This window comes from Curtobacterium sp. NPDC092190, assembly GCF_044755625.1.
Classification (GTDB): Bacteria; Actinomycetota; Actinomycetes; order Actinomycetales; family Microbacteriaceae; genus Curtobacterium.
In genome coordinates, this window is the sequence record NZ_JBIVRJ010000004.1 from 192,832 (window position 1) to 218,171 (window position 25,340).

The window sequence follows — 25,340 nt, forward strand, 5'->3', positions numbered from 1 at the left end:
GCTGGTCATCCGGCTCGTGCGGCGCGTCCACCTCCGACGGATCGGGGGCCCCGTCACCGAAACGTCGCGAGACTCCTGACCACCGGGACGAACGGACCAGTCCATGCACGCTCTCCTCGTCCGCATCCGGGAGTCCTTCTGGTTCCTGCCGGCCGTGCTCGGTGTGGTGGCGATCGTCGCCGCGCAGCTGCTCGTCACCCTCGACCGCGAGGTCCTCGACGGGCGGGTCCCCGCGGTGCCGTTCCTCGACGCGCTGAGCGCCGGGGGCGGTCGGTCGATCCTGACGACGATCGGCACGGCGATGCTCACGGTCGCCGGGACGTCGTTCTCGATCACGATCTCGGTCCTCGCCACCACGTCCTCGACGTACGGCCCGCGGCTCGTGCGGAACTTCACGGCCGACCGGGCGAACCAGCTCGTGCTCGCGGCGTTCACGTCGACGTTCCTCTACGCGATGGTCGTGCTGCGGACGGTGCACACCGACGTCGACGACGGCGACCCGTTCGTCCCCGTCGTCGCGATCCACGTCGCGGTCCTGCTCGCCGTGCTCGACGTGGGCGTGCTCGTCTTCTTCATCCACCACATCGCGTCGAGCACGCAGATCACGTCGCTGCAGCGGCAGGTGCAGACCGACCTGCGTGCAGCGGTCGACGAGGCCTACCGGGACGGCGACGACGATCGACGGACGATCGCCCCCGTCGTCGTGCCCGAGGACGGGTGGTCCGCGGTCCGGGCTGCGGCCGACGGCTCCGTGCAGTCGGTGGAGTGGCGGGCCCTGACGGCCTGGGCGGGCCGCAACGACCGTCTGGTCGACGTCGTCGCGACCCCGGGCCGGTACGTGATCCAGGGCGACGTCGTCGTCCGCGTCCGCGCGGACGGGGGCAGCAGGCCGACGGTCGACACCGCCACCGCTCGGACGCTGCGCGCCGCGGTGGTCCTCGGCACCGCCAGGACGCCCGTGCAGGACGTCGAGTTCGCCCTGCAGCAGCTGGTCGAGATCGCCGTCCGCGGGCTCGCTTCCGGATCGAACGACCCGTACACCGCGGTCAGCGCCCTGGACATGGCGACGCCCGTCCTGGTGCCGCTCTGGCGGGACCGGGCGGCCGTCACGGCACTGCTCGGACCGGACGGAGCGCCGCGGGTCCTGCAGCACTGGCCGGCACCGGAGGACCTCGTGGCGGGCCTCTTCGCGACCGTCGGCCACTACGGCGCCGGGCAGCCGCTCGTCGAGCGTGCCGCCGACAGGCTGGCCGATCGGCTCGAGCAGCAGGCGTCCCAGCCGCGGCGCGGACTCGTCGCGACGATGCGCCCGCACCACGCCGACCGCGGTCCGGGTACGCCTGGCTGAACGGTCCCACAGGTCGTCGGGCACCATGGACGGATGGCCACGACGAGACCACCCGCACCCGCCGCCGACCAACTCCGCCCCGGAGAGCCCGTCCGGACCACGCCGGGGCTCTCCCGCTGGGTCTTCTGGCCCGCCGCCGTCATCGTGCTCGCGTTCGTGGCCTGGACGCTGGTCGCTCCGGCATCGGCGGAGGCCGTCTTCACCACCCTGCAGGCCGGCATCGTGCGGAACTTCAGCTGGTACTACGTGCTGGCGGCGGCGTTCTTCGTCGCGTTCGCGCTCTTCGTCGGCTTCAGCCGGTACGGCGACATCAAGCTCGGCAAGGACCAGGACGAGCCGGAGTTCAGCACGCGGTCGTGGTTCTCGCTGCTCTTCGCCGCCGGCATGGGCATCGGCCTCGTCTTCTACGGCGTCTCCGAACCGCTCAGCCACTTCGCCGATCCGCGTCCCGGTGTCTCCGGGTCGGAGCAGCACCTGGCCCAGGAGGCCATGACCCAGACCTTCCTGCACTGGGGCCTGCACGCCTGGGCGATCTACGTCGTCCTCGGCATGGCCCTGGCGTACGCGATCCACCGCCGCGGCCGACCGGTGTCGATCCGGTGGGCCCTCGAACCCCTGCTCGGCAACCGCGTCCGCGGCGGCTGGGGGAACGTCATCGACGTCGTGGCGCTCATCGGCACGCTGTTCGGCGTCGCGACGTCGCTCGGCCTCGGTGTGCTGCAGATCGGCGCCGGCCTCGAGAGCGCGGGCATCGCGGAGAGCAGCACCGTCAGCCAGATCGCGATCATCGCCGTGATCACCGCGCTGACCATCGTGTCGCTCGTCACGGGTGTGGCGAAGGGCATGAAGATCCTGTCGAACGTCAACCTGCTGCTCGCCGCCGCGCTGCTCGTGTTCGTCCTGATCGTCGGACCGACCCAGTACCTGCTCCGCGACTTCGTGCAGTCGATCGGCGCGTACCTGCAGAACGTCGTCGGCCTGTCCTTCAACGTCACCGCCCAGCAGGGTGCCGCCGGCGAACAGTGGCAGGGCGCCTGGACCACGTTCTACTGGGGCTGGTGGATGTCGTGGGCCCCGTTCGTCGGGATCTTCATCGCCCGGGTGTCGAAGGGCCGTACGGTGCGCGAGTTCGTCTTCGGCGTGCTGCTCGTCCCCACCCTGCTGACCTTCCTGTGGTTCTCGGTGCTGGGTGGTGCGGCGATCAACCGCGAGGTCTCGGGCCGGGGCGGTCTGGTCGGAGCCGACGGCACCGTCGACGTCGAGGGGGCACTGTTCGGTCTGCTCCAGGACCTGCCCGCCGGTGTCGTGCTGACCTTCGGCGCGATCATCCTCATCGGCATCTTCTTCGTCACCTCGTCCGACTCAGGGTCCCTCGTGATGGCGATGATCGCCTCGGGCGGTGACCTCGAGCCGAAGAACTGGCTCCGGGTGTTCTTCGCACTCGTGACCGCCCTGCTCGCCATCGCCCTGCTCCTGACCGGCGGGCTCGACGCGCTGAAGACCGCGGCGATCACGACGGCGCTGCCCTTCAGCGTGGTGCTGCTGCTGACCTGCTGGTCGATGGTGATCGCCTTCCGACGGGAGCGCCGTGCCTACGACCGGGCCGAGCGCGAGGTGCTGCTCGAGCACGTCGGCGCCTACTACGGCCTCGAGGTCGAGGCCCCCGCGCAACGGACCGCCGGGGGTGGCCCGCTCCGCGCGCTGCGCCGCCGACTGCGCGGCCGGGTGGAGTCGGAGCCGAACGGGGGCGGCACGGCGACCTCGGACACCCCGGTCGCCCACACGGACACGGTCTCGGCGGACCCCGGTGTCGACGCGACCCTCGACCCGGCACCCGCGGAGACGTCCGCTGGCCGACCGGAGGAGCGGCCCGGGTCCTGACGCGACCGGGTGACGGACGGGAGGCGCGGTGGCGGCTGGCACCGCGCCTCCCGTCCGTCTTGCCGTCAGCCCAGCTGCGCCGCGAGCACGTCCGGCGTCTGCTGGAGCGACGCCTTGACCATCGCGCTCCACTCGTCGACGACGACCTCCGCGAGCCCCTGCTCGACCCCGTCGAGCGACGCGCGTGCGACGTCGGCCGGGTCGGTCATGTGGCCGTCGTACCCGGCCATCATGTCGGTGTCGGCCGCACCGAGGTGCAGCCCCTGGACCGTGATCCCGGCGTCGCGCAGCTCGAGCCGGACCGCGTTCGTCATGTTCCACTCCGCGGCCTTCGCCACCCCGTAGGCACCCGACCCCGGGTACGCGAACCAGGAGAGCGCGGAGAGCACGTTGACCACCGCGCCACCACCGTTGCGTTCGATGACGGGTGCGAAGGCCCGCAGCATCGACAGGGTGCCCCAGAGGTGGGTGTCGAGCAGCCGGTGCGCGTCGGCGAGGTCGTCGCGCAGGAGCGAGCCGGTCCCGGCGATCCCGGCGTTGTTGACGAGCAGCGTGACGTCCTGCGCGGCGGCAGCCGCAGCGGCGACCGACGTCTCGTCGGTGATGTCGAGCGGCAGCACCTCGACGCCGTCGATGTCGACGAGCTCGGGGCGGCGAGCGGTCGCGTAGACCTTGGTCGCGCCGCGCTCGAGCAGCTGGGTGACGAAGCGGCGGCCGATGCCCCGGTTCGACCCGGTGACGAGTGCGACGGATCCGGCGATGTCCATGGTGTCCTCCTGCCGGGCGGGCACTTCCCGCGGCGGCTCGGCTACGGTAGGACCTCACATCGGTGTCAGGTGCAAGTGTGGATCGGAGACGACGTGCGGATCGGTGACCTCGCTGCGGCGACGGGTGCGAGCGTGCGCTCGCTGCGGTACTACGAGGAGCAGGGGTTGCTCAGCGCGGAGCGGACCGCGGGTGGCCAGCGGTCCTACGCGGCGGCGTCCGTCGAACGGGTGCAGCTCGTGCAGCAGCTCTTCGCCGCCGGACTCCCGAGCCGGACCATCGTGCAGCTGCTGCCGTGCGTCGACGCGGGGGTGGCGACGCCGGAGTCCTTCGCGCTGCTGGTCGCCGAGCGCGACCGGATCACCGCACAGCTCGCGGAGCTCGAGACCGCCCGCGACCGGCTCGACGAGGTCATCGCGATCACCGAGCACCCGACGCCCGAGCACTGTCCGGCACTCCGGGAGCACGCCGCCGCGGCCTGAGGGACGCCGACGCTGTCGGTGGCCCCGCCTAGCGTGAGGGCATGCCCGAGGGTGACTCCGTCCACCGCCTGGCAGCTCGACTCCGTGCCGTCGACGGGGCCCTGGTCGCCCGCGGCGAGCTCCGCGGCGGCGCCGACGCCGGCACCCCGCTCGGCGGTCGATGCATCGTCGAGCACGCCACGCACGGCAAGCACCTGCTCACGCGGTTCGACGACGGCACGACTCTCCACACCCACATGCGGATGACCGGTTCGTGGACCACGACGGGTGCGGGGAAGCGGCTGCCGGTCCGCGCCGCGCAGGACGCCCGGGTGCGCATGGCCCTCGACGACGGACGGACGGTGTGGGGGATCGCGCTGCCCGTGGTCGAGCTGCTCCCCACCCGCGACGAGTACCTGGCGGTCGGACACCTCGGACCGGACCTGCTCCACGAGGACTTCGACCGCGACGAGGCCGTCCGACGCTGCACGGCCGACCCGGACCTGCCCGTGCGCACGGTCCTGCTCGACCAGCGGCGCGTGGCCGGGCTCGGCAACCTCTGGGCGAACGAGCTCGGCTTCGTCCGCGGGCTGCACCCGGACCGACCGATCGGCACGGTCGACGTCGGGACCCTGCTCGACACCGCGCAGCGGATGCTCCGCCACTCGGCGACGACACCGGACGCCTACCAGGTGACGACGGGGGTGCTCCGTCGTGGGGAGCGCCACTGGGTCGTCGGGCGGGCCGGGCGACCGTGCCTGCGCTGCGGCACGCGGGTGCGCGCCCGCGACGACGTCGAGGTGGTCGGCTCAGCGCCCCGACGCGTCTGGTGGTGTCCCCGCTGTCAGCCCGCGGCGGTCGGGCTCGTCGGGACCGCCGTGGGCTGACCGTCCGCGATGGCGCGGGCGACCTGCTCGGGCGTGCGTCCGACGGTCGACACGACCTCGGCGGCCTCGTGCAGCCAGCCGTCCGCCGCCTCGGCGTACGGGGCGAGGCGGCTCATCCGGAAGGTCGAGTAGCCGACGACGGCGTCGTCCTCGATCCGTCGGCGCAGGGTGTCCTGATCGGCGTGCAGGACGACGTGCCGCACCGGGATCCCGTGCTGCGCGAACCCGTCGGCGATCTCCCGCCAGTAGGCCTCGACCAGCACGGTCTGCGGCATGACGAGGGTGCCGCCGATGTGGTCGAGCACCCGTCGCGCGGTCTCGACGACGAGGGGGCGCCACGGGGCCCAGTGCTGGAAGTCCCCGTGGTCGGGCAGCGCCGGTCGGACGTCCATCAGGACCTCGCCGATCTTCTCCGGGTCGAGCACGTGGGCGTCGGGCAGCATCGGCTGCAGCAGGCGGGCCGTCGTCGTCTTGCCGGCTCCGTGGGTGCCGTTGATCCACACGATCACCCCGCGGACGCTACCGCACCCGCTCGGGTGGGTCACGATCTGGACGCGCCACGGGACGGTCGGGAGGCACGGTGCCGGCCCGCCACGGGCCTCCCGTCCGCCGCCGGGCCCGTTCGTCCACCTCGGTGCGGCAGGATGACCCCACCCCGTCCCGACGACCCCCGGAGTCACCGTGCCCGACCAGAAGCCCGCCGTCCTGTTCGTCTGCGTCCACAACGCCGGCCGCTCGCAGATGGCAGCGGGGTGGCTCCGGCACCTCGGCGGCGACCGCGTCGACGTCTTCTCCGCCGGGTCGGAGCCCGCCGACCGCATCAACGCCGTCGCGGTGCAGGCGATGGCCGAGGAGGGCATCGACATCGCGGGGGAGCAGCCCGCCGTCCTGACCACCGACGCGGTGCACCAGGCGGACGTCGTCGTGACGATGGGCTGTGGGGACGCGTGCCCGGTCTTCCCGGGCAAGCGATACGAGGACTGGGCGCTCACCGACCCGGCCGGCCTGCCGATCGACCAGGTGCGCCCGGTGCGCGACGAGGTCCGCCGCCGGGTCGAGGCCCTGCTCGCCGAGCTGCTCTAGACCAGCGCCGCGACCGCTCACTCAGACCAGCGCGGCGATCCCGAGCAGGAGCAGCGCGAGGAGCGGCAGCGCGCCCTGCGTGGTGGCGGCACGGCGCTTCGTCGCGTCGCTCGTGAACAGCACCAGCGCGGCGGCCAGCATGCTCCCGGTGCCGGCGACGACGAGGGTCAGGCCGACGGCGGTGCCACCGGACGCGACGACGACGATGCCGACCAGGACGAGCACGGCGAGGAACAGGTTGTAGAAGCCCTGGTTGAACGCGAGCGAGCGTGTGGCCGCGGCCTCCTGCTCGGAGGTGCCGAAGGTGTTCCGCGCACGCGGGGTGGTCCAGAGGACGGACTCGAGCACGAAGATCCAGACGTGCAGGAGCGCGGCGAGGGCGGCGAGCACCAGGGCGACGACGGTCATGCCCAGACCCTACGACGTCCGGTCAGCGACGTCGCGTGGCCCGGCGTCGCACGAGCCCGAGCGCCGCTGCCGCGAGCAGGCCGCCGATCACCGCGCCGATGCCGTTCGTGACCAGGTCGCTCGTGTCGCAGGCCCGGCCGATGCCGAGCACGAACGCCTGCACCGCCTCGATACCGGCGGACAGGCCGATGCCGGCAGCCGCCGTCAGCAGTGGCCGGCCGGTGCGCAGCCCGGCCAGGAACACCACCGGGACGAGGACGCCGAAGGCGAGCCAGGGCACCTCGACGAGCAGGGTGGAGAGCAGGGGTCAGGTCCTTCGGTGCGCAGGGAGCGGGAGCTCGTGCGCCGCGTCCCACGGCTCCGTCCAGCCGAGCCGGTCGAAGAGCGCGTCGAGCAGCATCGCCGTGAACCCCCAGAGCGTGTGCACGCCGTGGTCCGACCGTACCGTGAAGGCCGGCCCCCGCCACTCCCGGCCGCCGCGGCGGAGGACGGTCACCCCGCGGTTCGCCGGGTCGAGCAGGTCGGCCACGGGCGTCCGGAAGACGGCGGCGGACTCCCGCTCGTCGACGACCCGCACGGGCGTCGGTTCGCGCCACCACCCGAGCACGGGCCGCACCAGGTGGTTCGAGTGCGCGAGCGGTACGGCGGGCAGTGCGCCGAGGACCTCGACACCGGACGGGTCGAGCCCGGTCTCCTCGCGGGCCTCCCGCAGGGCCGCAGCGGGCGCGTCGACGTCGTCCGGGTCGATGCGCCCGCCGGGGAACGCGATCTCGCCCGGGTGCGAGCGGAGGGTCGAGGCGCGGGCGAGCAGCAGGACGTCGAGGTCACGGTGCACGGCGTCGGCGACGGCGGGGCGTGTGCTCGGGGTGCGGTCGAGCACACCGAAGAGCATGAGCACGGCCGCCGCCCGGGGGTCCGGCGTGCTCGGCATCGCGGGCACGAACGGGGCGGCGTCGGGACCGGCGACGGCGGCGAGCGCCGCGCGGGCAGCGTCGGCCAGCGGGACCTGCGCCGCCCGGGTCACCGCCGTGCGCCGCCCTCGTCCGTGCCGTGCCCGACCGTGCCGTGCTCGCCGGAGTCGTGCCCGGCGGTGCCGTCCTCGACGTCCGGTCCCGCGGCGGGGACACCGTTCCGACGGGCCAGCAGGGCGCGGACGCCGACGACGCCGGCGAACACGACGACGACCAGCGCGACGATCAGCAGCAGGATCGTGTGGTGTCGGTGGTCGACCGGGGCGGCGGCCGCCTGGGTGGCCGACACCTCGTCGGAGGTGCCGGACGCGGCGTCCGCCGTCGCCGTCGCGGTCGGCGCTGCGGAGGACGCAGCAGCGGTCGGGGTCGGCGTCTCCGCGATGCCCGAGGTCGTCGAGGAGTCGAGCGCTGCCGGGCCGCTCGACGCGAACCGGTACTCGCCGGAGATCGGGTGCCCGTCGACGGAGACGCTCCGCCACCGCACCGAGTACGACCCCGCTTCGGAGATGTCGAGGTCCTTGCCGATGGTGTTGCCCTCGACCGTGACCTCGCCGGACGTGTGCTCGGCGTCCTGGGCGTCGGTGACGCTGATCACGATGCCGGTCTGCAGGCCGCTGAGCGGCGGTTCGGAGAGGGTCAGGGTGATGCGGTCCAGGTCACCCGCGACCGTCGCGTCGGCCACCGGGTCGGACGCGACCAGCACGTCGTGGGCCGATGCCGGTCCGGCGACGAACAGGACGGGCGCGAGCGCTGCGACGACGACGGTGGCGAGGAGGGCTCGGAGACGCACGGGTGCCTTTCGACGAGGGCGGACCCGGCTGGTACCGGACGCCCCGAGCGTACCCGGGGCGTCCGGCAGAGCGGCCCGGTCAGCCCTTGCTGACGAACTGCACGTCGGACGAGCCGAGCTGCAGCTGCTCCTCGATGCCCTGCTGGTCCGTCGAGCCCCAGCGCTCCGCGATCCTGCCGTCGACGAACTTCGACACCTGGATGCCACGGACGGTGAACGAGCGTCCGGTCGGCTCGTGCCCCTGGAACGGACCCGTGTGCGTGCCGTGGATCGTGAACACCGCGGTGACGAAGTCGTCGGTGACGATCAGCGGGTCGGCCTCGAGCGTGACGTCGGGGAACGCCGTCGTGAACTCCGTCCAGAAGTCGACGATGCCGGCGAGTCCGGGCGCCTGCCCGGGTGCGGGGTCGTGGTCGACGACGTCCTCGTGCCAGGCCTCGTGCATGCGACCCCAGTCGCGGGCCTCGAGGATCCCGCCGAGCTTCTCCTGCGTGGCGGCGTTCGCGTCCTTGGTCATGTGGGTTCCTCCCGTGGTCGGACGGTGAGGGTCATGGCTACGCCGGACACCCCGGAACGACCCGGGTGTCCGAGGGACACGCTGTCCGATCGGCGAACGACGGTGGCGACGGACGGGAGGAACGTGGCGACCCCGCCACGCTCCTCCCGTCCGTCCGCCGACCGGTCAGCGGTCGGTCCCGCGCTGGATCTCGACGTCGCCCGCTACCGCCGTGAACCGGTACTGCTGCGCGGCACCGGGATCGGTACCGAGCTCGTTGTCGACGTCGCCGACGGTGGCCTCGGCGGTGATCCGGTAGTCGCCGTCCGGCAGGCTGACCACCTGGTCGCCCGACGTCGTCTCGACCGTGATGCTCCGCGGCGCCGCAGCGAGGGTGAGCTGCACGTCGCCCGAGGTCGCCTCGACGGCGAGGGCGTCCGCCCGCCCGTCGAGCGTGACGTCACCGGCGGTGCTCGTCAGTGCGACGTCACCCCAGCTGCCGGCGAGCAGCACGTCGCCGGCGGTGGCGTCGACCTCGACCGGGACGTCCGCGGCGTCCTCAGGCACCCGCACGGTCAGGTGGGCGCCCTGTCGGACCCCGACGGAGAGGTCGACGATGCTCCACGCCGGACCGGACACCGTGAGGTCGAGCACCCCGTCGCGGACCGCGTGCCGTTCACGGAGTCGGGTGTCACCGGCGACGAAGACGACCTCCGTGCGGTCCACGTCGACCCGCTCGACGCGGACGTCGGTGGCTCCGGTCTCGATCCGGATGCGGTCGAAGGACTCGTCGACGGCACTCGTCCGTGAGTGGTCCTGCCGGTCGCTGGCGGCGACGGACTGCACCACGACGACGGCGAGCAGTGCGACGAGCAGCACGGAGCCGACCACGAGCAGGACGGTCCGCAGGGTGCGGGGACGTCGGGGAGCCGGTGGGGGCGTGGAGCTGGTGGGCGGGGCGGTGGTCGTCACGGGGATCTCGTTCCTTCGGGTGCTGGTGCGGGATGGGCGGGCGGGGCGGGTGCGCGGTCAGCGTCCCCGGCCGGCGGCCTCGGACAGGTAGCGGAGCACGGCGAGCACGCGGCGGTTGCCGGTGCCCTCGGCCGGGACGCCGAGCTTCGTGAACACGGCGGAGACGTGCTTCTCGACCGAGCTCTCGGTGATGTGCATCGCAGCGGCGACCGCGCTGTTCGACCGACCCTCGGCCATGAGCTGCAGGACCTGGAGCTCCCGCGGGGACAGGGTGTCGATGCCGTCCGTGCGGCGCGAGCGAGCGAGGATCTGCGCGACCACCTCGGGGTCGAACACGGTGCCACCCGAACCGACCCGCGCGACGTCGCCGAGGAACTCGTCGACCTCGACCACGCGGTCCTTGAGCAGGTACCCGAGTCCTGCGGTGTCGCTCGTGATGAGGTCGGCCGCGTAGCGCTCCTCGACGTACTGGGAGAGCACGAGCACCGCGACCCCGGGGTGCTGCGCGCGGATGAGGACCGCGGCGCGCACCCCCTCGTCGGTGGAGGTCGGGGGCATCCGTACGTCGACGATCGCCAGGTCGGGGCGGTCGGCAGCGACGGCGTCGAGGAGGGCGGGAGCGGTGTCGACGGCCGCCGTCACCTCGTGCCCGGCGTCGGTCAGCAGGCGGACGAGTCCGGCCCGCAGGAGGACGGCGTCCTCGGCGATCACGATGCGCACGGGAGCTCCACGGTCACTCGGGTCGGGCCGCCGACGGGGCTCTCGGTCAGCAGGGTGCCGCCGGCGGCGCGGACGCGGTCGCGCATCCCGCTCAGTCCGCCGCCGGGGTGACCGTCGGTGCCGGCGCCACCGACCCCGTCGTCCCACACGACGGTCCGGACACCGCCGGGCACCTGGTCGACGGTGACGGAGCACCGCGTGGCACCGGAGTGCTTCGCGACGTTCGTCAACGCCTCGGCGACGGCGAAGTAGAGGACCGCCTCGACCTCGGGCCGCGGTCGACCGGTGAGCACCACGTCGACGGTCGTCGGGACGGCGTTGCGTGCGGCCACGGCGGACAGCGCGGCGTCGAGCCCCCGGTCGGTGAGGATCGCCGGGTGGATGCCTCGGGCGAGCTGTCGGAGCTCGGTGATCGAGTCCTTCGCGTCGCGGTGCGCCTGGTCGAGGAGCTCCCGGGTGGCCGCGGGGTCGCTGTCGAAGCGCGACCGGGCCATGCCGAGGGTCATCGCGAGCGCCACGAGCCGGGGCTGGACGCCGTCGTGCAGGTCGCGCTCGATGCGGAGTCGTTCGGTGGTCGCGGCGTCGACCGCACCCTGCCGGGCGTCGGCGAGGGCGTGGATGCGGTCCTGCAGCGCCGCGGTCCGGCTGGAGCCGAGGAGCAGCGGTGCGAGCGCCCGGTCGAGACTGCCGGCGCCCCACACGTAGAGCACGGTCACCACGAGGAGCACCACGCTCGCCGTGACACCACCGGCCGTGCCACCGGGGAGCAGTCCCGGCAGGGGACCGGATCGAGCCGTCGTCACGATGAACGGAGCGAGCGTCACGAGCGAGAGGAACCCCCACCCGAGGACGGTGGACACCAGGTGGTGCGCCAGCGCCCGCCAGGTCACCGGGTCGGCGAGGTCGACGAACGCCTGCACCACGGGACGCCAGAGCCCGGTCGTGCGGGTCGTCCGGCGGATCGGCCGCGGGATCTCGACGTCGCGGAGGGCCGCGGCGCGGCGGCGCTCGAGCTCGGCGGCCCACCGGGCCGTCAGGGTCGTGGCCACCAGCAGGAGCACCCCGACCCCGGCGGCGGGGATGCTGCCGATCGAGGTGGCGAGGAACGTGACGAGGAGGACGGTCCAGACGAGGCCGAGGAACGCGTCGAGGAGGAGGTCCACGGCGGAGCTCCAGAGGGCGATCGCTTTCTGCACGGCTTCACAGTAGGGGCGGACGCGAGCACCGCTCGACGGTGGTGACCGCACGATCGGGTGGGGGTTTCCCCCACCCGCCCACGGACGGACGGGAGGCGCGCGGCGACCCCGCCACGCGCCTCCCGTCCGCCGTGTCGGTGGGTCAGCGACCGGCGGCGTTGTGGTTCGCGACCTGCGTCGCGGACAGCTCCGTCGAGTAGACCGCGGCGTACCGCATCGACCCGGTGAAGTACTCCCTGGACGGCGCCCCCGGCCACCCGCTGATGGTGTCGTACCCGATGCGGAAGTACCCGGTGTAGTTCTCCGGGGCCTTGAACGCGGTGTTCGACGCGACGAGGGTGCCGTCCAGGTACAGGCGCATCCCGTTCGTCGGCGACATCGTCGACACGACGTGGTGCCACGCACCGTCGGTGACGGCCTTCGGGGACGTGATCACCTGCGTGGTGCCGTTGTACGAGCCGAACACGAGCTGCCCCGAGGTGTTGACGTAGATCTGCCGGTCGTGCTGCCCCGAGGTGGCGACCTGGTTGCTGCCGAAGCCGATGAGCAGTCCACCGGCCACCGTGGTGCGGAACCAGACCTCCTCGCTGAAGGTCGTCGGGTTCGCGTAGGCCCGCGGCGTCGAGACGAAGCTCGTCGACCCGTTCAGCGTGTACGCCGGACCACCGTCGCGGGAGCACGCTGCCGGGTTCGCGGTCGTGGTCATCGACCCCTGGTAGGTGCCGGCGTTGCCCTTGCCCGACGAGTCCGCCGCGGTCTTCGCGCCGGCAGCCTCGTCGAGGTCGTAGGCGAACAGCGCGCCGGAGGCGTCGGCCAGCGCTGCGGCACCGCAGGTGAAGTACGGCGCGGTCGCCGCGGTGTTGCCGCTGTTCGTGACGGTCGCGCTGTACGCGGACCGCGTCGGGGCGAACTGGTTGAGCAGCACGACCACGGCGAGGGCGACGACGAGCAGTGCGGCGACGACCCGGCCGTCGCGGAGGCGAAGGGCCCTCACGAGGCACGCACCGGTTCGACACGGCCGACGGCCAGGCAGAGCACGAGCGGCACGAGGCACACCAGGACGAGCGCAGCCCAGCCGACCGGGTCGAGGTGGATGTTCGAGGTCAGCTGGTAGTGCCCGTTCGCCGTGAGCTCGTGGATGACGACGCGTCCGACCTGGCCGTCGACCAGGTGCACGGTGGTGCCGCCGTGGGCCTCGACGCGGACGGGGAACATCCCGGAGGAGACGATGGTCGCCTCGACACCCTCGGGGCTCGAGGTGTTCGTGATCGTGGTCACGTTCACGAACGGCTTGAGGACGAAGGCTGCGTACGAGGTCGTGAGGGCACCACCGGCGATGCGCAGGCAGGTGCGGGTCACGCGGTCGGTGAAGGCGCTGGTGAGCGTCCAGATCAGCAGGGTGCCGACGAGCAGGATCGGTGCGGCGCGGAACAGCCAGCCGAGGTGGGGCACGAGGAGCACCGGTGCGCCGATGACGTCGTGCTGTGTGAGCGTCCACGGGTCGGTGGCACCGTTGATGTCCCCGCGGGTGTGCAGGCCCTGCGCGTCGATGCCGATGATGCGGTGCGTGTAGACGACGCCGGGGTTCGCATCGGTCGCGAACGAGACGACGTCGCCGACCGCGAGCGTGTCCACGTCGACCGGCATGTCGAGCACGAGGGTGCCGACCGGGGCGGCCACGCCCATCGAGGGCGTCTCGACGACGAACCAGCGACCACCGGCGGACAGGAACAGCACCGCGGCCGTCAGCAGCACGGCGGCGACCGCGGCGACCGTCCAGGCGAGGACGGTCTCGGAGCGGCTGACGGCACGACCACGCAGGACCGGACGGTCGAGCGTGCCGCTGAGCGGGATCGCTGCGGTCTGGCTCATCTGCTGCTCCGATGGGGTCGGCCGCCCCGGAGGGACGGCGGGTGGTGCGGGTGCGGGGAGTGCGTGGGGAAGGGGGGCGGCGCTCGGGCGTGGGGGGACGTCCGAGCGCCGCCGGGGTGGACGCGTCCGACCGGACGGGGGGATGACGGTCGGACTGCGCCGGGGGTGACGTCACCCGGCCGGAAGGGGGGGAGGCCGGTCGAGGGGCGTCGGTCTGTGGAGTTCGGTCTGGGAGCGGGGGGTGCTGTGCCGGCGGGACGGGATCAGGGCGTCACGCCGGCTCGCTCCCTGCGGGTCAGGCGGTGAAGGTCCAGGTCATCGGGACGGACGCTGCGAGGCCCTGGTACGTGTTGCCGGCCGACGGGTCGAGGGTGACCGCGAAGTTGAACGGCACGGTGGCGCCGGCGGCGGGGGCCTGGGGCATCGTGAAGGACGAGGCCGGCGCACCCTTGAAGCTGGCGAGGGTGCCGCTGAAGACGGTGGTCGAGCCCGAGGTGATGACGAGGTTCATCTTCGCGCACAGGTCGGTCGCGGTGCCGTTCTGCGTGCCGTTGGCCGACTGCGTGCAGGTCGCACCCGGGGTCAGCGTGAAGGTCGCGGCGTTCGCGGTACCGGTGTTCTTGATCGAGATCGCGGTGTTGACGGTGTTGCCGGGCGTCATCGTCGTGCTGCCACCGAACTTGTTGATGGTGGAGCAGGTCGCCGCGTTCGTGGAGACCGAACCACCGTCGGTGCTGAGGCAGGTGACGGTCGCGCCGGCGTTCTGCTCCTGCATGACCAGCGTGCCGGTCGCGGCGGTGTTGCTCGAGTTGGTGATGCTCGCGGCGAACCCGGAGAGGGTGCCGGTGAGCGAGAGCGACAGCAGGACGGCGGCGAAGATGCCGGCGAGGAGTGCCACGGGGGCGAAACGGATCCGCTTCATCGCGGAGGTGCGGAGCTTGGTGGACACGGTGTACCTCATCGTTCGGTGGTGGTGCGGGCAGTCGGAGCAAGAGGTTCGGGCTCACTTGCTTCAATGATCAAGATAGTCAGTTGTTCACCAATTTGACCACTCGTATACTTACCCCAGAGCGGGGGACGCCCCGTGTCCCCCCCTTCGACGGAAGCAGGTCCTGTGGCCCCCTCCACCGACGACGCCGACCTGATGGCGGCGTTCGCCGCGGTCGTCCGCGCGAACACGAGCCTGGTCGGCCAGCTCAGCGCGCGCGCCGGCATCCACGAGAACGCCCTGCGTGCGCTCGTGCTCGTCAGCGACACCGGGTACTCGACCCCCACCGAGGTCGCCGGCTACCTCGGGCTGACCTCGGGTGCGGTGACGAACATGATCGACCGCATGACGGCCGCCGGGCTGATCGAGCGCGCACCCAACCCCGCGGACCGACGGGGGTCCCTGCTGCGCCTGCTCCCGGCTGGCGACGCCGTCGTCGACGACTACCGCACGCGCTACGGCGCGATGCTGCGCGCCGTCGACGGCGCGCACGGCGGCGAGCTCCACGAGGTGCTGAACTCCCTGGCGACCAGCCTGTACGAGCAGGCGGCCGACGCGATCGGCGTCCGCGGGGACTGAACCGGGACGCGACGGACGGGAGGCACGGCGCGGGCCCGCCGCGCGCCTCCCGTCCGCATGCCCCAGACTGGAACGATGCCCCAGCTCCCCGTCGTCTTCGAGGTCGGCTCCATCATCGCGCTCGTCGCGATCCTGCTCGTCGACCTGCTCATCGTCGCCCGCCGACCGCACGTCCCGAGCCTGCGCGAATCGGGCGCGTGGGTCGGTGTCTACGTGGGGCTCGCGCTCGTCTTCGCGGTGCTCATGCTCGTCTTCGCCGGCGGGGACGCCGCGGGGCAGTTCGTCGCCGGCTGGCTGACCGAGTACAGCCTGAGCATCGACAACCTGTTCGTCTTCGTCATCATCATGGCGCGGTTCAGCGTGCCGAAGGCGATCCAGCAGGAGGTGCTGATGCTCGGCATCATCATCGCCCTGGTCCTGCGCGGGGTGTTCATCCTGGTCGGCGCGCAGCTCATCGAGGACTTCACCTGGATCTTCTACCTGTTCGGCGCGTGGCTCATCTGGACCGCGGTCCAGCAGCTCCGCGAGGACGACGACGAGGAGCAGCAGGACAGCGCCCTCGTCCGCCTGCTGCGCCGTCGGGTGCGCATCACGGACGAGTTCGACGGCATGAAGTTCCGCGTCTCCCAGGACGGGGCGAAGCACTTCACACCGCTGCTCATCGTGCTCATCGCGATCGGCACGACGGACCTGCTGTTCGCGCTCGACTCGATCCCGGCGATCTTCGGCATCACCGAGAGCGCGTTCATCGTCTTCACCGCGAACGTGTTCGCCCTGATGGGTCTGCGGCAGCTGTACTTCCTGCTCGGCGGGCTGCTCGAGCGCCTGGTCTACCTGAAGTACGGGATCGCGCTCATCCTGGCGTTCATCGGGGTGAAGCTCGTGCTGCACGCCCTGCACGAGAACGAGCTGCCGTTCCTCAACGGGGGCGAGGGGTTCTCGTGGGCGCCGGAGATCCCGACGTGGGTGTCCCTCGTGGTGATCCTCGTCGCGATGGCGGGCGCGACCGGTGCGAGCCTCGTGCGGATGCGACGGGACGCGGTGGTCAGCGGGCGCTGACCGTCCGGGCCGCGGTGGTCGGTCGGCGCTGACCGGGCGGCCGCGTCAGGCGGCGGGCTCGGCGCTCTGCGGGATCGGCAGGGCGATCTCGACGTCGGGGTCGTCCTGCCGGGCCGCCCGGATCATCGAGTTCGCGGTCGCGGCGAGCGGTACGGCGAAGAACCCGCCGGCGATCCCGCCGATCGTCGTGCCGGCGATCACCGCGAGCAGCACCGCGAGCGGGTGCACGGCGACGACGGACCCGGTCAGGAACGGGTGCAGCACCTGGCCCTCGAGCTGCTGCACGAGCACGACGACCCCGAGCATGACCAGGGCGACCACCCAGCCCTTGAACAGCAGTGCCAGGAGCACCGCGACGGCCCCGGCGGCGAAGGCCCCGACGACCGGGATGAACGCCCCGACGAACACCACGACACCGATCGGCCCGGCGAGCGGCACCCCGAGCAGGAACGCGCCGAGTGCGATGCCGATCGCGTCCGTCGCCGCGATGACGACCTGCACGCGGATGAAGTGCGTCAGGGTCGTCCACCCCGCCTCGCCGGCGACGCCGATCCGGTGCTGCGCGGCTCGGGGGAAGAGCGAGACGACCCACTCCCACATCCGCCGCCCGCCGGTGAGCGCGAAGATCGTCACGAAGGTCACGATGAAGAGCCCTTCGCCGAGGTGCACGAGGGTGGCGCCCGCGACGACGACGCCCTGCTGCAGTTCGGCGGCGTGCTGCTCGACGAAGGTCCTGGCGTCCGTCGAGAGCGTGTCGAGGTCGACCGACGGCAGGCCGAACGGCGGGTGCCGCAGCAGGTCCTGCACGGTGCCGATGAGCGCCACCGTGCGGTCCTCGAGGCTCGGGAGCTGCTCGCTGACGCGCCAGACGACCAGGAAGACGAGCAGGGCGATCCCGACGACGAGCGACAGCAGCGCGAGGACGATCGCGAGCCACCCCGGGACACCGTGACGCTGCAGCAGGGCACTGAAGGGCACGAGCAGCGCGGCGACGACCAGCCCGATGAGCAGGGGCACCACGACGTTCGACAGGGTGAAGGCGATCCACCCGACCAGACCGACGGCCGCCGCGATGACGAGGATGCGACCGGCGAACACCGCGCCCGTGCGCAGGCCGGACGGGCGGGGAGCGGGTGTGGTGGTCACGGGGTGTCCTTCGTTCGGGGTGCTGGTGCCGCGGGAGCGGTCGAGCGCTCGGCACGGGGGTGCGTCACGTGGTCCGGTGTGCGTCGGGCCCAGGTGCGCTGCACGTGGTCCATCCACGTGACGACGACGGTGTGCGGGGTGGTGAGCGCCGCGATGAGGACCAGGTAGACGCCGAGGTCGGCTCGGCGGACCACGACGGCGAGTGCCACGAGCATCGCCACCGCGATCGCGGTGATCGGCCACGCCTGGCGGGCGAAGCGGAGGAACGGCGCGAGCAGCCGCCCGCGGTGCAGCTGTCCCGCGCTCGTCGGCTCGGTCAGCTCGAGGCGCAGGATGTGCCGGACCGCGTGCCACAGCGTGAAGTAGAGGCCGACCGCGAGCACCGGCGGTACGACGGCGAAGAACGCGACGAGCACGAGGTCCTCGGAGACCTGCCGCCAGCGCGGTCCGCCGGCACGGGCGACGACCACGACGTGCAGCACGACGAGCGCGGCGACCAGGACGGCGCCGGCGAGCCGGACCGCGCCGGGCACCACGAGCACGGCGCCGTCGAGCCCGCCGTCGACCACCGCCGCCGACTCGACGACCACGTGCGCGGCGGCACCCGGCTGCGCGACGAACGGCACGGTCATCGGCAGGGCTCCGCGCACCGCCACGGTCAGGGTGGACCCGAGCGCACCCGGCACTCCGTCGCCGAGCAGCCGGTCGACGAACAGGTCGCCCTGCCCCCAGTGGAACCAGGTGATCCCGACGAACACCGCGAAGCCGAGCAGCGGTGCGGTGGTCCAGAGCGCGACCGTCGCCGCGCCGACGACGAGGTAGAGCGCCACGACCGTGACGACCGACCGCGCGGTGCTCGTCCCCGGACGCAGGCGCGCGGGGACCAGGTGGTCGAGGGCGCCGTGGGGGAGCCCGAAGACCAGCACGCTCACCGCGAAGGGCACGAGCTGCACCGCCACGGGGACGGCAGCGCCGCTGAGCGTCGTGACGGCGCAGGCGAGTGCGACGAGCGCGAGCACCGCGGTCACCGGCGCGAGCACGCGGTCGGCGACCCAGGTGCGGAGGGCGGGCGGCGCTGCGAGCCCGCGGTCGGGCAGGACGCCCGCCGGCACCGCGGTCACGATCGGCCCCCGGACCGGACGGCCGTGTCCCGGTCCGTCCGGGTCCGGGCGAGCGCGTCCCGGTCCGTCCGGGTCCGGGCGACCGTGTCCCGGTCCGTCCGGCTGCGGACGGCCGCGTCACGGACGGTCCGCGCCAGTGCCGCCAGGAACGGGCGCTTCTGCAGCGCCAGGACGATGCGCAGCTCGTCGATCGGGCCCGACCGCTCCGACAGGAACCGGACGACGAGGGGACCGGGCAGCGCGAAGAGCCGCCGGAACGCCTCCGCTGCCTGCTCCGGCCGGTCCCGCAGGAACCGCAGGAACACCGCGTCGAGGAAGCGCGTCCGCCACCCGTCGACGAACGGCGGCACCGCGGTCCCGGCGGCGAGGTGCTGCGCGACGACGGCGCTGTGCCGGTTGCTCCGGGCGAAGCCGTAGCCGCTGCTCGGTCGGGTCGTCCCCACGACGGCGGTCGCTGCCGACCACCGGGCGTCGGGCCGTGCCGGTGCGTCGGTCATCGGGATGCACCCGCGTTCCTCGTCGACCACGCGCCACTCGTCCGGACCGAGCCCCCACCGTCGCCCGACGTAGGCGGCGACGTGGCCCTCGTGGTCGAACGGGTGGGCGGCGTCCGGGGTGAAGACCGTGCTCTCGACGAGCGCCTCGGTGGGGGAGACCGGCAGGACGTAGACGAACCGGACGGGTCCGACGGCGTCCTGCCCGGTGAAGTCCATGAGCGTCACGGTCGACGTGTCGAACACGGGTCGGTCGGCGGTCACCCAGTGTCCGACGAACCGCTGGTGCAGGAGCACGCGGCCTGCTCCGACGTGGTCCGGGCACCGGGGGCCACGGGCGTCGAGCACCTGCCGTGCGCGCACCGTCCCGAGCCGGGAGGTCACGACGCACCCGTCGTCGGTGCGCACGACCGTCGAGACGGGGGCACCGCCGACGACGCGGACGGTCCCGGCGGTGTCGTGGCCACCCGCGGCGATCCGTCGCTCGGCGGCCTCCCGACGATCGGCGGCCCGGACGAGCACGTAGGGGTGTGCGGGGTCGGTCCCGGTGCTCGTCCCGTGGTCCGTGCGGACCTCCCACCGGTCCCAGCTCGCCGACCGTGCCTCCGGCAGGGGATCGCTGCCGTCGTCCCACGAGCACCACGAGCGCGGGTCGGACGTCGAGCGCCCCTCGAGCACGAGGACGGTCGGTGCGCCGGCCTCGGCACCAGCACCGACACCGGCACCGACACCGGCACCGACACCGGCACCGGTCTCGGCCGCGGCCTCGGCCTCGGCCTCGGCCTCGGCGAGCCGGATCGCGGTGGCCAGGCCGGAACAGCCGGCCCCGACGATCGCGACGTCGACGGTGCCGGGCAGGGCCGGACGGACGAGGCCGGGGGCCGGAACGCCGTGCGCTCCGACCCCCTGGCTGGTCGCGACCGTCGGGTCAGCGACGAGCACGCTGCGCACCGGGGGCGGTGGCGTGCTGCGAGTGGTGCGCCGTGGCGGTGTTCGGGAGCGTGCCGTCGGAGAGCTTCTCGGACGAGATCCAGAGCGCCTCGGGGAGGGTGTCGACGCCGGTGCGGACGTCCTCGGCGGAGCGGAGCTTGGCGATCTTGTGGATCATCGAGCCGAAGCCGACCTTCGCGACGATGTCGGCTGCCGACAGGACGATCTGCATCCACGTGATGACCGCGCCCCCGTGCCCCCAGCCCTGCAGGCCGAAGACGACCGGGTACGCCATCCACGTGACGATGAGCAGGATCCCGGCGTTGCGGAGCGTCCCGGCGGCTTCGGTCCCCGTGAGGTCACGGCCGCCCTTGACGACGACGTAGACGACGAGGACGTACAGGATCACCATGAAGACGCCGGAGATGACGCCCCAGGTCCAGAGCGCGCCCGTGTTCGTGCCGGAGTCGATGACGACGCCGCCGACGAAGCCGGTGCTGATCATCAGGAACGCGGCAGCGATGCCCACCGCACGCAGTCGACGGGCCGCGGCACCGGCGAGGGTGGCGACGGCGATGAGCTCGATCACCAGCAGCGGCACGGTGACGGTCCAGTCGAAGTAGCGCGGCGCCCAGGACAGGATCGCGTTCGCGTTCGGCACCCAGGACGCACCCTTGCGGTCGTAGCCGATGGCGAACTCGAGCACGAGCAGGACGTACGACAGGAACGCGATGCCGGTGATGCACAACCCCGCGTACACGCCGCTGCGGTACCGGCCGGTGACCTCGCTGACCGAGACCCACGACTTCACGAAGAACGCGAAGAGCGCGAGTCCCGCGACCGAGAGTGCGTAGACGATGAGCGTGTGCTCCGCGAGCGTCAGCGTCGCGTTCCACGGAGCGAGTGCATCCGACATGGGGGTCCTTCCGGGGGATCGAGGGTCAGCGGGACGCCGCCGACCAGGAAAACTTGCTCCTGGGCAACCGTCGCGGTTCCCAGGCCCGGCTGCGGATGGGGTACAGCGCCGTCCGTAGCGTGGTGATCCCGAACGAACCAGGGCACGATCGCGCCCGTCTCACCCCCAGGGGTGGTCCTGAGAGGATCCAGATGTCCGAGCGCATCCGCGTCGCACTCGTCAACGACTACGAGCTCGTCCTGCGCGGCCTCGCCGACCTGCTCGCCCCGTTCTCGGACCGGCTCGAGGTCGTGCAGCTCGACGCCCGCCACCGGGTGACCGTGGACGTCGACGTGGCGCTCTACGACACGTTCGCCCAGCCGCAGCCCGACGACGAGGACGTGACCCGGCTGGCCGCGAACCCCCGCATCCGGGCCGTCGCCGTCTTCACGTGGAAGATGGACCAGGACCTCATCGACGCCGCCGTGTCCCGTGGCGCGACGGGCTACTTCGCGAAGAGCTCGACCGCCGAGCAGCTCGCCGACGGGCTCCTCCGCGTCGCGGCGGGCGAGCGGGTGCTGGACGAGCCGCGACGTCGGGTGGCGAGCGGGCCGGGTGTCGACTGGCCCGGCCGCGAGCTCGGGATCTCGGACCGGCAGTCCGAGATCCTCGCCCTGATCACCCAGGGGAAGCGCAACGACGAGATCGCCGACCTGACGCACCTCAGCCCGAACACGGTGAAGACCCACATCCGCACGCTCTACAGCAAGATCGGCGCCCGGACCAGGGTCGACGCGGTGCTGTGGGGGACCGACCACGGGTTCCGGCCCGACCACCGCAGCGTCGACCGGGCCACGTCGCCGTAGGCTGGCCCGGTGGGCGACGACGATGAGCAGCAGTCACGAACGGAGTCGTCCGTCGTGGACGCGTCGGTCGTCGGGCTCGGCATCGTGCTCCGCTCCCTCGCTCCCGCGCTCGAGCAGGTGACGCTGCAGCAGTACCGGATCCTCGTCCTCCTGGCCACCCGTGGGCCGCTGCGGGCCGGGGACCTGGCCGTCGAGCTCGGGCTGCTCCCGTCCGGCATCACCCGGATGGTGGACCGTCTGGTCCGCGACGGGTGGGTGACCCGGAGGACCTCCGGTCGCGAGGTCCTGGTCACCGCCGGTGACGACGCCCTCGCGCTCGTCGAGCACGTGCTGGCGCGTCGGGCCGTCGAGTTCCGGGCGGCGCTGCGCCGGATGACCCCCGAGGAGCGGTCCGCCGTGCGCACGGCGGCGGACGCGCTGGCGCGCACCGCGGTCGCGGACCCGGTGCTGGACGCACAGCTCCTGCTCGCGACCCCACCCGGACGGTGATCCCCGGGTCGTACCGTGGGGGCGTGACGATCACGCTGACCAGGACCGACCCGCAGGGCGCCGACCGGGAGGCCCTGGTCACCTTCCACACGTCGGCCCGCTTCCCCTTCCACGTCCGTCCGCAGCCCACCCGCGTCGACCTGGAGCGCGCGATCGACCGCGGTGCGTTCCGCGACGACGAGCACGACTCGTGGTGGCTCGACGACGAGCGCCTCGGACGCGTCGGGCTGGTCGTGCTCGAGGACCTGCAGGACCCGGCACCGCTGCTCGACCTGCGGCTCGCCCCGGCGTTCCGTGGGCAGGGACTCGGGGTGCCGGCGCTCCGAGCGGTGACCGACCACGTGTTCCGCACCATGCCCGACGTGACGCGCTTCGAGGGGCAGACGCGCGAGGACAACACCGCGATGCGACGCGTGTTCCTGCGCGCCGGGTGGGTGCAGGAGGCGCACTACCGGGAGTCGTGGCCGGTCGAGGGCGGAGCACCGCTGGCGTCGGTGGCGTACGGCGTCCTCCGGCGGGACTGGGAGACGGGTCGGGTGACGACGTTCGCGTGGGACGCCGTCACGCTCGACGACTGACCGAGGAGTCGTCGCGATCAGCCCGACTCGTCACGATCAGGACGGCTCGTCGACCAGGGCGGTGAACCGGCTGCCGACGCCGTACACGAGGTGCCGCGTCGTCCCGGCCGCGGGCGGCGGCACCTGGTCGTGGTCGTCGCACACGAGCAGCGTCCAGTCCGGCCACCACTTCTTCGGCCGCTCCTGCTCGGAGAACCCGCAGACGGCGCACTCCAGGTGCGTCCAGACCTTCTTCGTCCCCGTGCGGTTGCCCCGGGACTGCACCAGCCAGGCGGGCGGGTCCTGCTCGATGCGCTCGAGCTCGGCCTCGCCGATGTGCGACGGGATGCCGTGGCGAGCGGCCATCTCGAGGGGGATGTCGAGCCGGATCGCGGCGTCACGGCGGGAGAGCATCCGTACAGGGTAGGTCGTCCCGAGGTGTGCGGGTGCGCCGGTTCGCGCATCGCCACCCGGCCACCCGGGTCATCCGCGCGGAGGATCTTGCCTGAGCCCCCGTTCAGCCCACGGTGGAACGACCGGTGCTGACCGGGACTTTCCCCTCTGCCCCTCGCGCGGGGGACCAGCCGCGCGCCCAGGATCCTCCTACTCTGCGCGAACCGACAGATTCCCGTTCTGTCACCTGACCCCTGGGGGAACCCGTGCGCCGTAGCACCTCCACCGCCCGACGCGCCTGCGCCGTCGGCACGACCATCGCCCTCGTCGGCCTCACGACCGGCCTCGGCATCATGACCGCGACGTCGGCCTCCGCCGTCGAGCCGACGACGAGCACCGCCGTCGCGGACGGCGGGACCACGTCGACCGACGCCCCGTCGACGGTCGCCCCGAGCACCGACAGCCCGAGTACCGACGCGCCGAGCACGGAGGCACCCGCGACGGGGACCCCGACCTCCGACGCCCCCGCCACCGATGCACCGTCGACGGCTGCTCCGACGACCGACGCCCCCGCCACCGAGACCCCCGCCACCGACGCGCCGACCCCGTCCGAGGGCGACGAGCCGACCGGCTCCTCGACGACCGCCGACCGCCCCGCGGCCGCCGGCACCGTGACGATCGACGGCGTCGCCGCGGTCGGGTCGAAGCTCACGGCCGAGCCCTCGGGCTTCACCGCCCCGACGAACCTCAGCTACTCGTGGACCGTCGACGGCACGTCCGTCAGCCAGGGCCAGAGCTACGTGGTGAAGCCCACCGACGCCGGCAAGGTCGTCATGGTCACCGTCACGAACACGCAGGGCGGGATCGCCGTCGAGTCCGAGTCGGCCCAGACCGACCCGATCACGCAGGCCCCGGTCTTCGTCGACGAGGACGGCGAGCCGGTCACCGACGGCACCACGACCGAGGGCGACCTGGCCCTCACCGCGACCGCGGGCGAGGCGTTCTCGTACACCTTCCGCGCGACCGGCTCGCCGAAGCCCGTGCTGGCCCTCGACTACTACAACACCGAGGACGGCGAGGACGCGGACGGCTGGACCCCGGCCGACCAGCTGCCCGAGGGGATCTCGTTCGACCCGGCGACCGGCGTGCTCAGCGGGACGACCGTCGATGCCTCGTACTGGGACTTCGCCGTCACCGCGACGAGCGGGACCGAGACCGTGACGCAGACCGTCGAGCTCGACGTGCAGGCCGCCGCACCGGTCGGGCTCGAGGCGACCGCGGTCGACCGCGCCGACTTCATCGACTACGCGAAGGCCGGCTTCCCGGTCGGCTGGTTCGACGACGAGGAGACGAAGAAGTCCGGCTCGCTCCGGTCCTGGATCATCAAGGCCGACGGGTCGGTCGTCACCGAGCACACCGACTGGGAGCAGACGCCCTTCGCCGGGTCGGAGTTCATCGACGAGGTCCCCGGCGGCACCCCGACCGTCCCGCAGGGCGGCACGCTGCTGCTGTCCGGCACCCTGGTCGACGAGTTCGGCAACGCGGTCGAGGACGAGGAGGACGACCTCGGCGTGACCACCATCGACGTCCGCTCGAACGTCGCGTCCGACGTCGTGGAACAGGACTCCCTGCTCGGTGACTCGGGCTTCGTCGGGGTCACCTTCCCGCACGCCTCGGTGCACCGCCTGACGGTCAGCGCGTCCGACTTCAGCACCGCGTTCGACGTGCAGGTGACGCCGACGCCGGTCGCGGCCGTCCCGGGCGGCACCACGACCCCCGCTGCGGTGCAGCACGGCACCGCGTCGGCGCCGAAGGGCCACGGCCGGCTCGCCTACACCGGCGCCGACGAGACCTCGCCGATCGCATGGGCACTCGGTCTGCTCGTCGCCGGTGCCGGCCTGATCGGCGCACGCACGCTGCGTCGTCGACGCGCCCGTTCCTGACCCGGTCCCTCCCGTCCGTCAGGTGCCCAC

The 25,340-nt window shown here is 72.7% G+C and carries 29 protein-coding genes; 11 read left to right on the top strand and 18 right to left on the bottom strand.

What is annotated here, in order from left to right; all coding sequences use genetic code 11:
- Positions 1–103 precede the first annotated feature (103 nt).
- The gene (locus ACIQFY_RS11530; RefSeq protein ID WP_400340153.1) at positions 104–1,348 is read left to right on the top strand and encodes a DUF2254 domain-containing protein; all 1,245 of its coding nucleotides are present in this window, start codon (positions 104–106) and stop codon (positions 1,346–1,348) included.
- Between the two features lie 33 nt (positions 1,349–1,381).
- On the top strand, positions 1,382–3,229 hold the full coding sequence (locus tag ACIQFY_RS11535; RefSeq protein WP_326495943.1) for a BCCT family transporter: 1,848 nt from the start codon (positions 1,382–1,384) through the stop codon (positions 3,227–3,229).
- 65 nt (positions 3,230–3,294) lie between these two features.
- Here ACIQFY_RS11535 and ACIQFY_RS11540 read toward each other — a convergent pair whose 3' ends face one another.
- A complete protein-coding gene (locus ACIQFY_RS11540) occupies positions 3,295–3,996 on the bottom strand; it encodes an SDR family oxidoreductase (protein WP_400340155.1) in 702 nt (233 codons plus the stop codon).
- Positions 3,997–4,065: 69 nt separating this feature from the next.
- Between ACIQFY_RS11540 and ACIQFY_RS11545 the strand changes: the two genes are divergently transcribed.
- Both ACIQFY_RS11545 and ACIQFY_RS11550 read left to right on the top strand, forming a co-directional pair.
- Positions 4,066–4,476 (top strand): MerR family transcriptional regulator, encoded by a 411-nt coding sequence (locus ACIQFY_RS11545; RefSeq protein ID WP_400340156.1) that lies wholly within the window; start codon positions 4,066–4,068, stop codon positions 4,474–4,476.
- A 41-nt stretch (positions 4,477–4,517) separates the two neighbouring features.
- Entirely contained in the window at positions 4,518–5,342 is an 825-nt protein-coding gene (locus ACIQFY_RS11550; RefSeq protein ID WP_400340158.1) for a DNA-formamidopyrimidine glycosylase family protein, read from the top strand.
- On the opposite strand, the gene ACIQFY_RS11555 is transcribed toward ACIQFY_RS11550, so the two are convergent.
- The gene (locus tag ACIQFY_RS11555) at positions 5,300–5,851 is read right to left on the bottom strand and encodes an AAA family ATPase (RefSeq protein ID WP_400340160.1); all 552 of its coding nucleotides are present in this window, start codon (positions 5,849–5,851) and stop codon (positions 5,300–5,302) included. The genes ACIQFY_RS11550 and ACIQFY_RS11555 overlap by 43 nt on opposite strands.
- A 172-nt stretch (positions 5,852–6,023) precedes the next feature.
- Here ACIQFY_RS11555 and ACIQFY_RS11560 point away from each other — a divergent pair, with 172 nt between their 5' ends.
- The gene (locus ACIQFY_RS11560) at positions 6,024–6,425 is read left to right on the top strand and encodes an arsenate reductase ArsC (protein ID WP_400340161.1); all 402 of its coding nucleotides are present in this window, start codon (positions 6,024–6,026) and stop codon (positions 6,423–6,425) included.
- Between the two features lie 21 nt (positions 6,426–6,446).
- Here ACIQFY_RS11560 and ACIQFY_RS11565 read toward each other — a convergent pair whose 3' ends face one another.
- From ACIQFY_RS11565 to ACIQFY_RS11615, 11 genes are all read right to left on the bottom strand, one after another.
- The gene (locus ACIQFY_RS11565; protein ID WP_209684815.1) at positions 6,447–6,833 is read right to left on the bottom strand and encodes a DUF1304 domain-containing protein; all 387 of its coding nucleotides are present in this window, start codon (positions 6,831–6,833) and stop codon (positions 6,447–6,449) included.
- A gap of 22 nt (positions 6,834–6,855) precedes the next feature.
- Complete coding sequence (locus ACIQFY_RS11570) at positions 6,856–7,113, bottom strand: VanZ family protein (RefSeq protein WP_400340163.1); 258 nt, start codon at positions 7,111–7,113, stop codon at positions 6,856–6,858.
- Positions 7,114–7,140: 27 nt separating this feature from the next.
- Complete coding sequence (locus ACIQFY_RS11575; RefSeq protein ID WP_400340165.1) at positions 7,141–7,857, bottom strand: NUDIX hydrolase; 717 nt, start codon at positions 7,855–7,857, stop codon at positions 7,141–7,143.
- Entirely contained in the window at positions 7,854–8,594 is a 741-nt protein-coding gene (locus ACIQFY_RS11580; protein ID WP_400340167.1) for a copper resistance protein CopC, read from the bottom strand. The genes ACIQFY_RS11575 and ACIQFY_RS11580 overlap by 4 nt, the downstream gene beginning before the upstream one ends.
- A 79-nt stretch (positions 8,595–8,673) precedes the next feature.
- Positions 8,674–9,111, bottom strand: coding sequence for an ester cyclase (locus tag ACIQFY_RS11585; RefSeq protein WP_066657448.1), 438 nt, complete (start codon positions 9,109–9,111; stop codon positions 8,674–8,676).
- Between the two features lie 165 nt (positions 9,112–9,276).
- Complete coding sequence (locus ACIQFY_RS11590) at positions 9,277–10,062, bottom strand: DUF4097 family beta strand repeat-containing protein (RefSeq protein ID WP_326495952.1); 786 nt, start codon at positions 10,060–10,062, stop codon at positions 9,277–9,279.
- Positions 10,063–10,119: 57 nt separating this feature from the next.
- Positions 10,120–10,782 (bottom strand): response regulator transcription factor, encoded by a 663-nt coding sequence (locus ACIQFY_RS11595; protein WP_209684806.1) that lies wholly within the window; start codon positions 10,780–10,782, stop codon positions 10,120–10,122.
- The gene (locus tag ACIQFY_RS11600; protein WP_209684804.1) at positions 10,770–11,978 is read right to left on the bottom strand and encodes a sensor histidine kinase; all 1,209 of its coding nucleotides are present in this window, start codon (positions 11,976–11,978) and stop codon (positions 10,770–10,772) included. Before ACIQFY_RS11600 ends, ACIQFY_RS11595 begins: the two co-directional genes overlap by 13 nt.
- A 142-nt stretch (positions 11,979–12,120) precedes the next feature.
- The gene (locus tag ACIQFY_RS11605; RefSeq protein WP_400340170.1) at positions 12,121–12,972 is read right to left on the bottom strand and encodes a LamG domain-containing protein; all 852 of its coding nucleotides are present in this window, start codon (positions 12,970–12,972) and stop codon (positions 12,121–12,123) included.
- A complete protein-coding gene (locus ACIQFY_RS11610; RefSeq protein ID WP_209684801.1) occupies positions 12,969–13,850 on the bottom strand; it encodes a S26 family signal peptidase in 882 nt (293 codons plus the stop codon). The genes ACIQFY_RS11605 and ACIQFY_RS11610 overlap by 4 nt, the downstream gene beginning before the upstream one ends.
- Before the next feature lie 295 nt (positions 13,851–14,145).
- Positions 14,146–14,799, bottom strand: coding sequence for a hypothetical protein (locus ACIQFY_RS11615; protein WP_209684798.1), 654 nt, complete (start codon positions 14,797–14,799; stop codon positions 14,146–14,148).
- A 165-nt stretch (positions 14,800–14,964) separates the two neighbouring features.
- On the opposite strand from ACIQFY_RS11615, the gene ACIQFY_RS11620 reads away from it, so the two are divergent.
- Together ACIQFY_RS11620 and ACIQFY_RS11625 are read left to right on the top strand one after the other, a co-directional pair.
- Positions 14,965–15,417: a MarR family winged helix-turn-helix transcriptional regulator gene (locus ACIQFY_RS11620; protein WP_400340172.1), complete on the top strand. Its 453-nt coding sequence runs from the start codon at positions 14,965–14,967 to the stop codon at positions 15,415–15,417.
- 75 nt (positions 15,418–15,492) lie between these two features.
- Complete coding sequence (locus tag ACIQFY_RS11625; RefSeq protein ID WP_400340174.1) at positions 15,493–16,476, top strand: TerC family protein; 984 nt, start codon at positions 15,493–15,495, stop codon at positions 16,474–16,476.
- Positions 16,477–16,521: 45 nt separating this feature from the next.
- On the opposite strand, the gene ACIQFY_RS11630 is transcribed toward ACIQFY_RS11625, so the two are convergent.
- Genes ACIQFY_RS11630 through ACIQFY_RS11645 form a run of 4 tightly spaced genes read right to left on the bottom strand, consistent with a single transcriptional unit; the run spans position 16,522 to position 21,083 of the window.
- A complete protein-coding gene (locus ACIQFY_RS11630; RefSeq protein WP_209684795.1) occupies positions 16,522–17,622 on the bottom strand; it encodes an AI-2E family transporter in 1,101 nt (366 codons plus the stop codon).
- Complete coding sequence (locus ACIQFY_RS11635; RefSeq protein ID WP_400340176.1) at positions 17,619–18,743, bottom strand: Brp/Blh family beta-carotene 15,15'-dioxygenase; 1,125 nt, start codon at positions 18,741–18,743, stop codon at positions 17,619–17,621. The genes ACIQFY_RS11630 and ACIQFY_RS11635 overlap by 4 nt, the downstream gene beginning before the upstream one ends.
- Complete coding sequence (locus tag ACIQFY_RS11640) at positions 18,740–20,179, bottom strand: lycopene cyclase family protein (protein WP_400340178.1); 1,440 nt, start codon at positions 20,177–20,179, stop codon at positions 18,740–18,742. The genes ACIQFY_RS11635 and ACIQFY_RS11640 overlap by 4 nt, the downstream gene beginning before the upstream one ends.
- Positions 20,166–21,083 carry a bacteriorhodopsin gene (locus ACIQFY_RS11645; RefSeq protein WP_326495957.1) on the bottom strand — a complete coding sequence of 306 codons (918 nt, stop codon included), beginning with the start codon at positions 21,081–21,083 and terminating at the stop codon, positions 20,166–20,168. Before ACIQFY_RS11645 ends, ACIQFY_RS11640 begins: the two co-directional genes overlap by 14 nt.
- A 191-nt stretch (positions 21,084–21,274) precedes the next feature.
- On the opposite strand from ACIQFY_RS11645, the gene ACIQFY_RS11650 reads away from it, so the two are divergent.
- The 3 genes from ACIQFY_RS11650 to ACIQFY_RS11660 are packed head-to-tail and all read left to right on the top strand — an operon-like array spanning position 21,275 to position 22,995.
- Complete coding sequence (locus ACIQFY_RS11650) at positions 21,275–21,928, top strand: response regulator transcription factor (protein WP_326495958.1); 654 nt, start codon at positions 21,275–21,277, stop codon at positions 21,926–21,928.
- Positions 21,929–21,937: 9 nt separating this feature from the next.
- On the top strand, positions 21,938–22,417 hold the full coding sequence (locus tag ACIQFY_RS11655; protein WP_326495959.1) for a MarR family transcriptional regulator: 480 nt from the start codon (positions 21,938–21,940) through the stop codon (positions 22,415–22,417).
- A gap of 23 nt (positions 22,418–22,440) precedes the next feature.
- Positions 22,441–22,995 (top strand): GNAT family protein, encoded by a 555-nt coding sequence (locus ACIQFY_RS11660; RefSeq protein ID WP_326495960.1) that lies wholly within the window; start codon positions 22,441–22,443, stop codon positions 22,993–22,995.
- 36 nt (positions 22,996–23,031) lie between these two features.
- On the opposite strand, the gene ACIQFY_RS11665 is transcribed toward ACIQFY_RS11660, so the two are convergent.
- Positions 23,032–23,388, bottom strand: coding sequence for a hypothetical protein (locus tag ACIQFY_RS11665; RefSeq protein ID WP_251160770.1), 357 nt, complete (start codon positions 23,386–23,388; stop codon positions 23,032–23,034).
- 245 nt (positions 23,389–23,633) lie between these two features.
- Here ACIQFY_RS11665 and ACIQFY_RS11670 point away from each other — a divergent pair, with 245 nt between their 5' ends.
- Complete coding sequence (locus ACIQFY_RS11670; protein ID WP_400340180.1) at positions 23,634–25,310, top strand: putative Ig domain-containing protein; 1,677 nt, start codon at positions 23,634–23,636, stop codon at positions 25,308–25,310.
- The last annotated feature ends 30 nt before the right edge of the window (positions 25,311–25,340 follow it).

What these genes read in the sequence shown, in the direction of transcription:
- ACIQFY_RS11535 (WP_326495943.1), top strand. Translation starts at nt 1,382, where the DNA reads ATGGCCACGACGAGACCACCCGCACCCGCCGCCGACCAACTCCGCCCC.
- ACIQFY_RS11665 (WP_251160770.1), bottom strand. Translation starts at nt 23,388, where the DNA reads ATGCTCTCCCGCCGTGACGCCGCGATCCGGCTCGACATCCCCCTCGAG.
- ACIQFY_RS11550 (WP_400340158.1), top strand. Translation starts at nt 4,518, where the DNA reads ATGCCCGAGGGTGACTCCGTCCACCGCCTGGCAGCTCGACTCCGTGCC.
- ACIQFY_RS11610 (WP_209684801.1), bottom strand. Translation starts at nt 13,850, where the DNA reads ATGAGCCAGACCGCAGCGATCCCGCTCAGCGGCACGCTCGACCGTCCG.
- ACIQFY_RS11530 (WP_400340153.1), top strand. Translation starts at nt 104, where the DNA reads ATGCACGCTCTCCTCGTCCGCATCCGGGAGTCCTTCTGGTTCCTGCCG.
- ACIQFY_RS11585 (WP_066657448.1), bottom strand. Translation starts at nt 9,111, where the DNA reads ATGACCAAGGACGCGAACGCCGCCACGCAGGAGAAGCTCGGCGGGATC.
- ACIQFY_RS11650 (WP_326495958.1), top strand. Translation starts at nt 21,275, where the DNA reads ATGTCCGAGCGCATCCGCGTCGCACTCGTCAACGACTACGAGCTCGTC.
- ACIQFY_RS11540 (WP_400340155.1), bottom strand. Translation starts at nt 3,996, where the DNA reads ATGGACATCGCCGGATCCGTCGCACTCGTCACCGGGTCGAACCGGGGC.
- ACIQFY_RS11565 (WP_209684815.1), bottom strand. Translation starts at nt 6,833, where the DNA reads ATGACCGTCGTCGCCCTGGTGCTCGCCGCCCTCGCCGCGCTCCTGCAC.
- ACIQFY_RS11625 (WP_400340174.1), top strand. Translation starts at nt 15,493, where the DNA reads ATGCCCCAGCTCCCCGTCGTCTTCGAGGTCGGCTCCATCATCGCGCTC.
- ACIQFY_RS11645 (WP_326495957.1), bottom strand. Translation starts at nt 21,083, where the DNA reads ATGTCGGATGCACTCGCTCCGTGGAACGCGACGCTGACGCTCGCGGAG.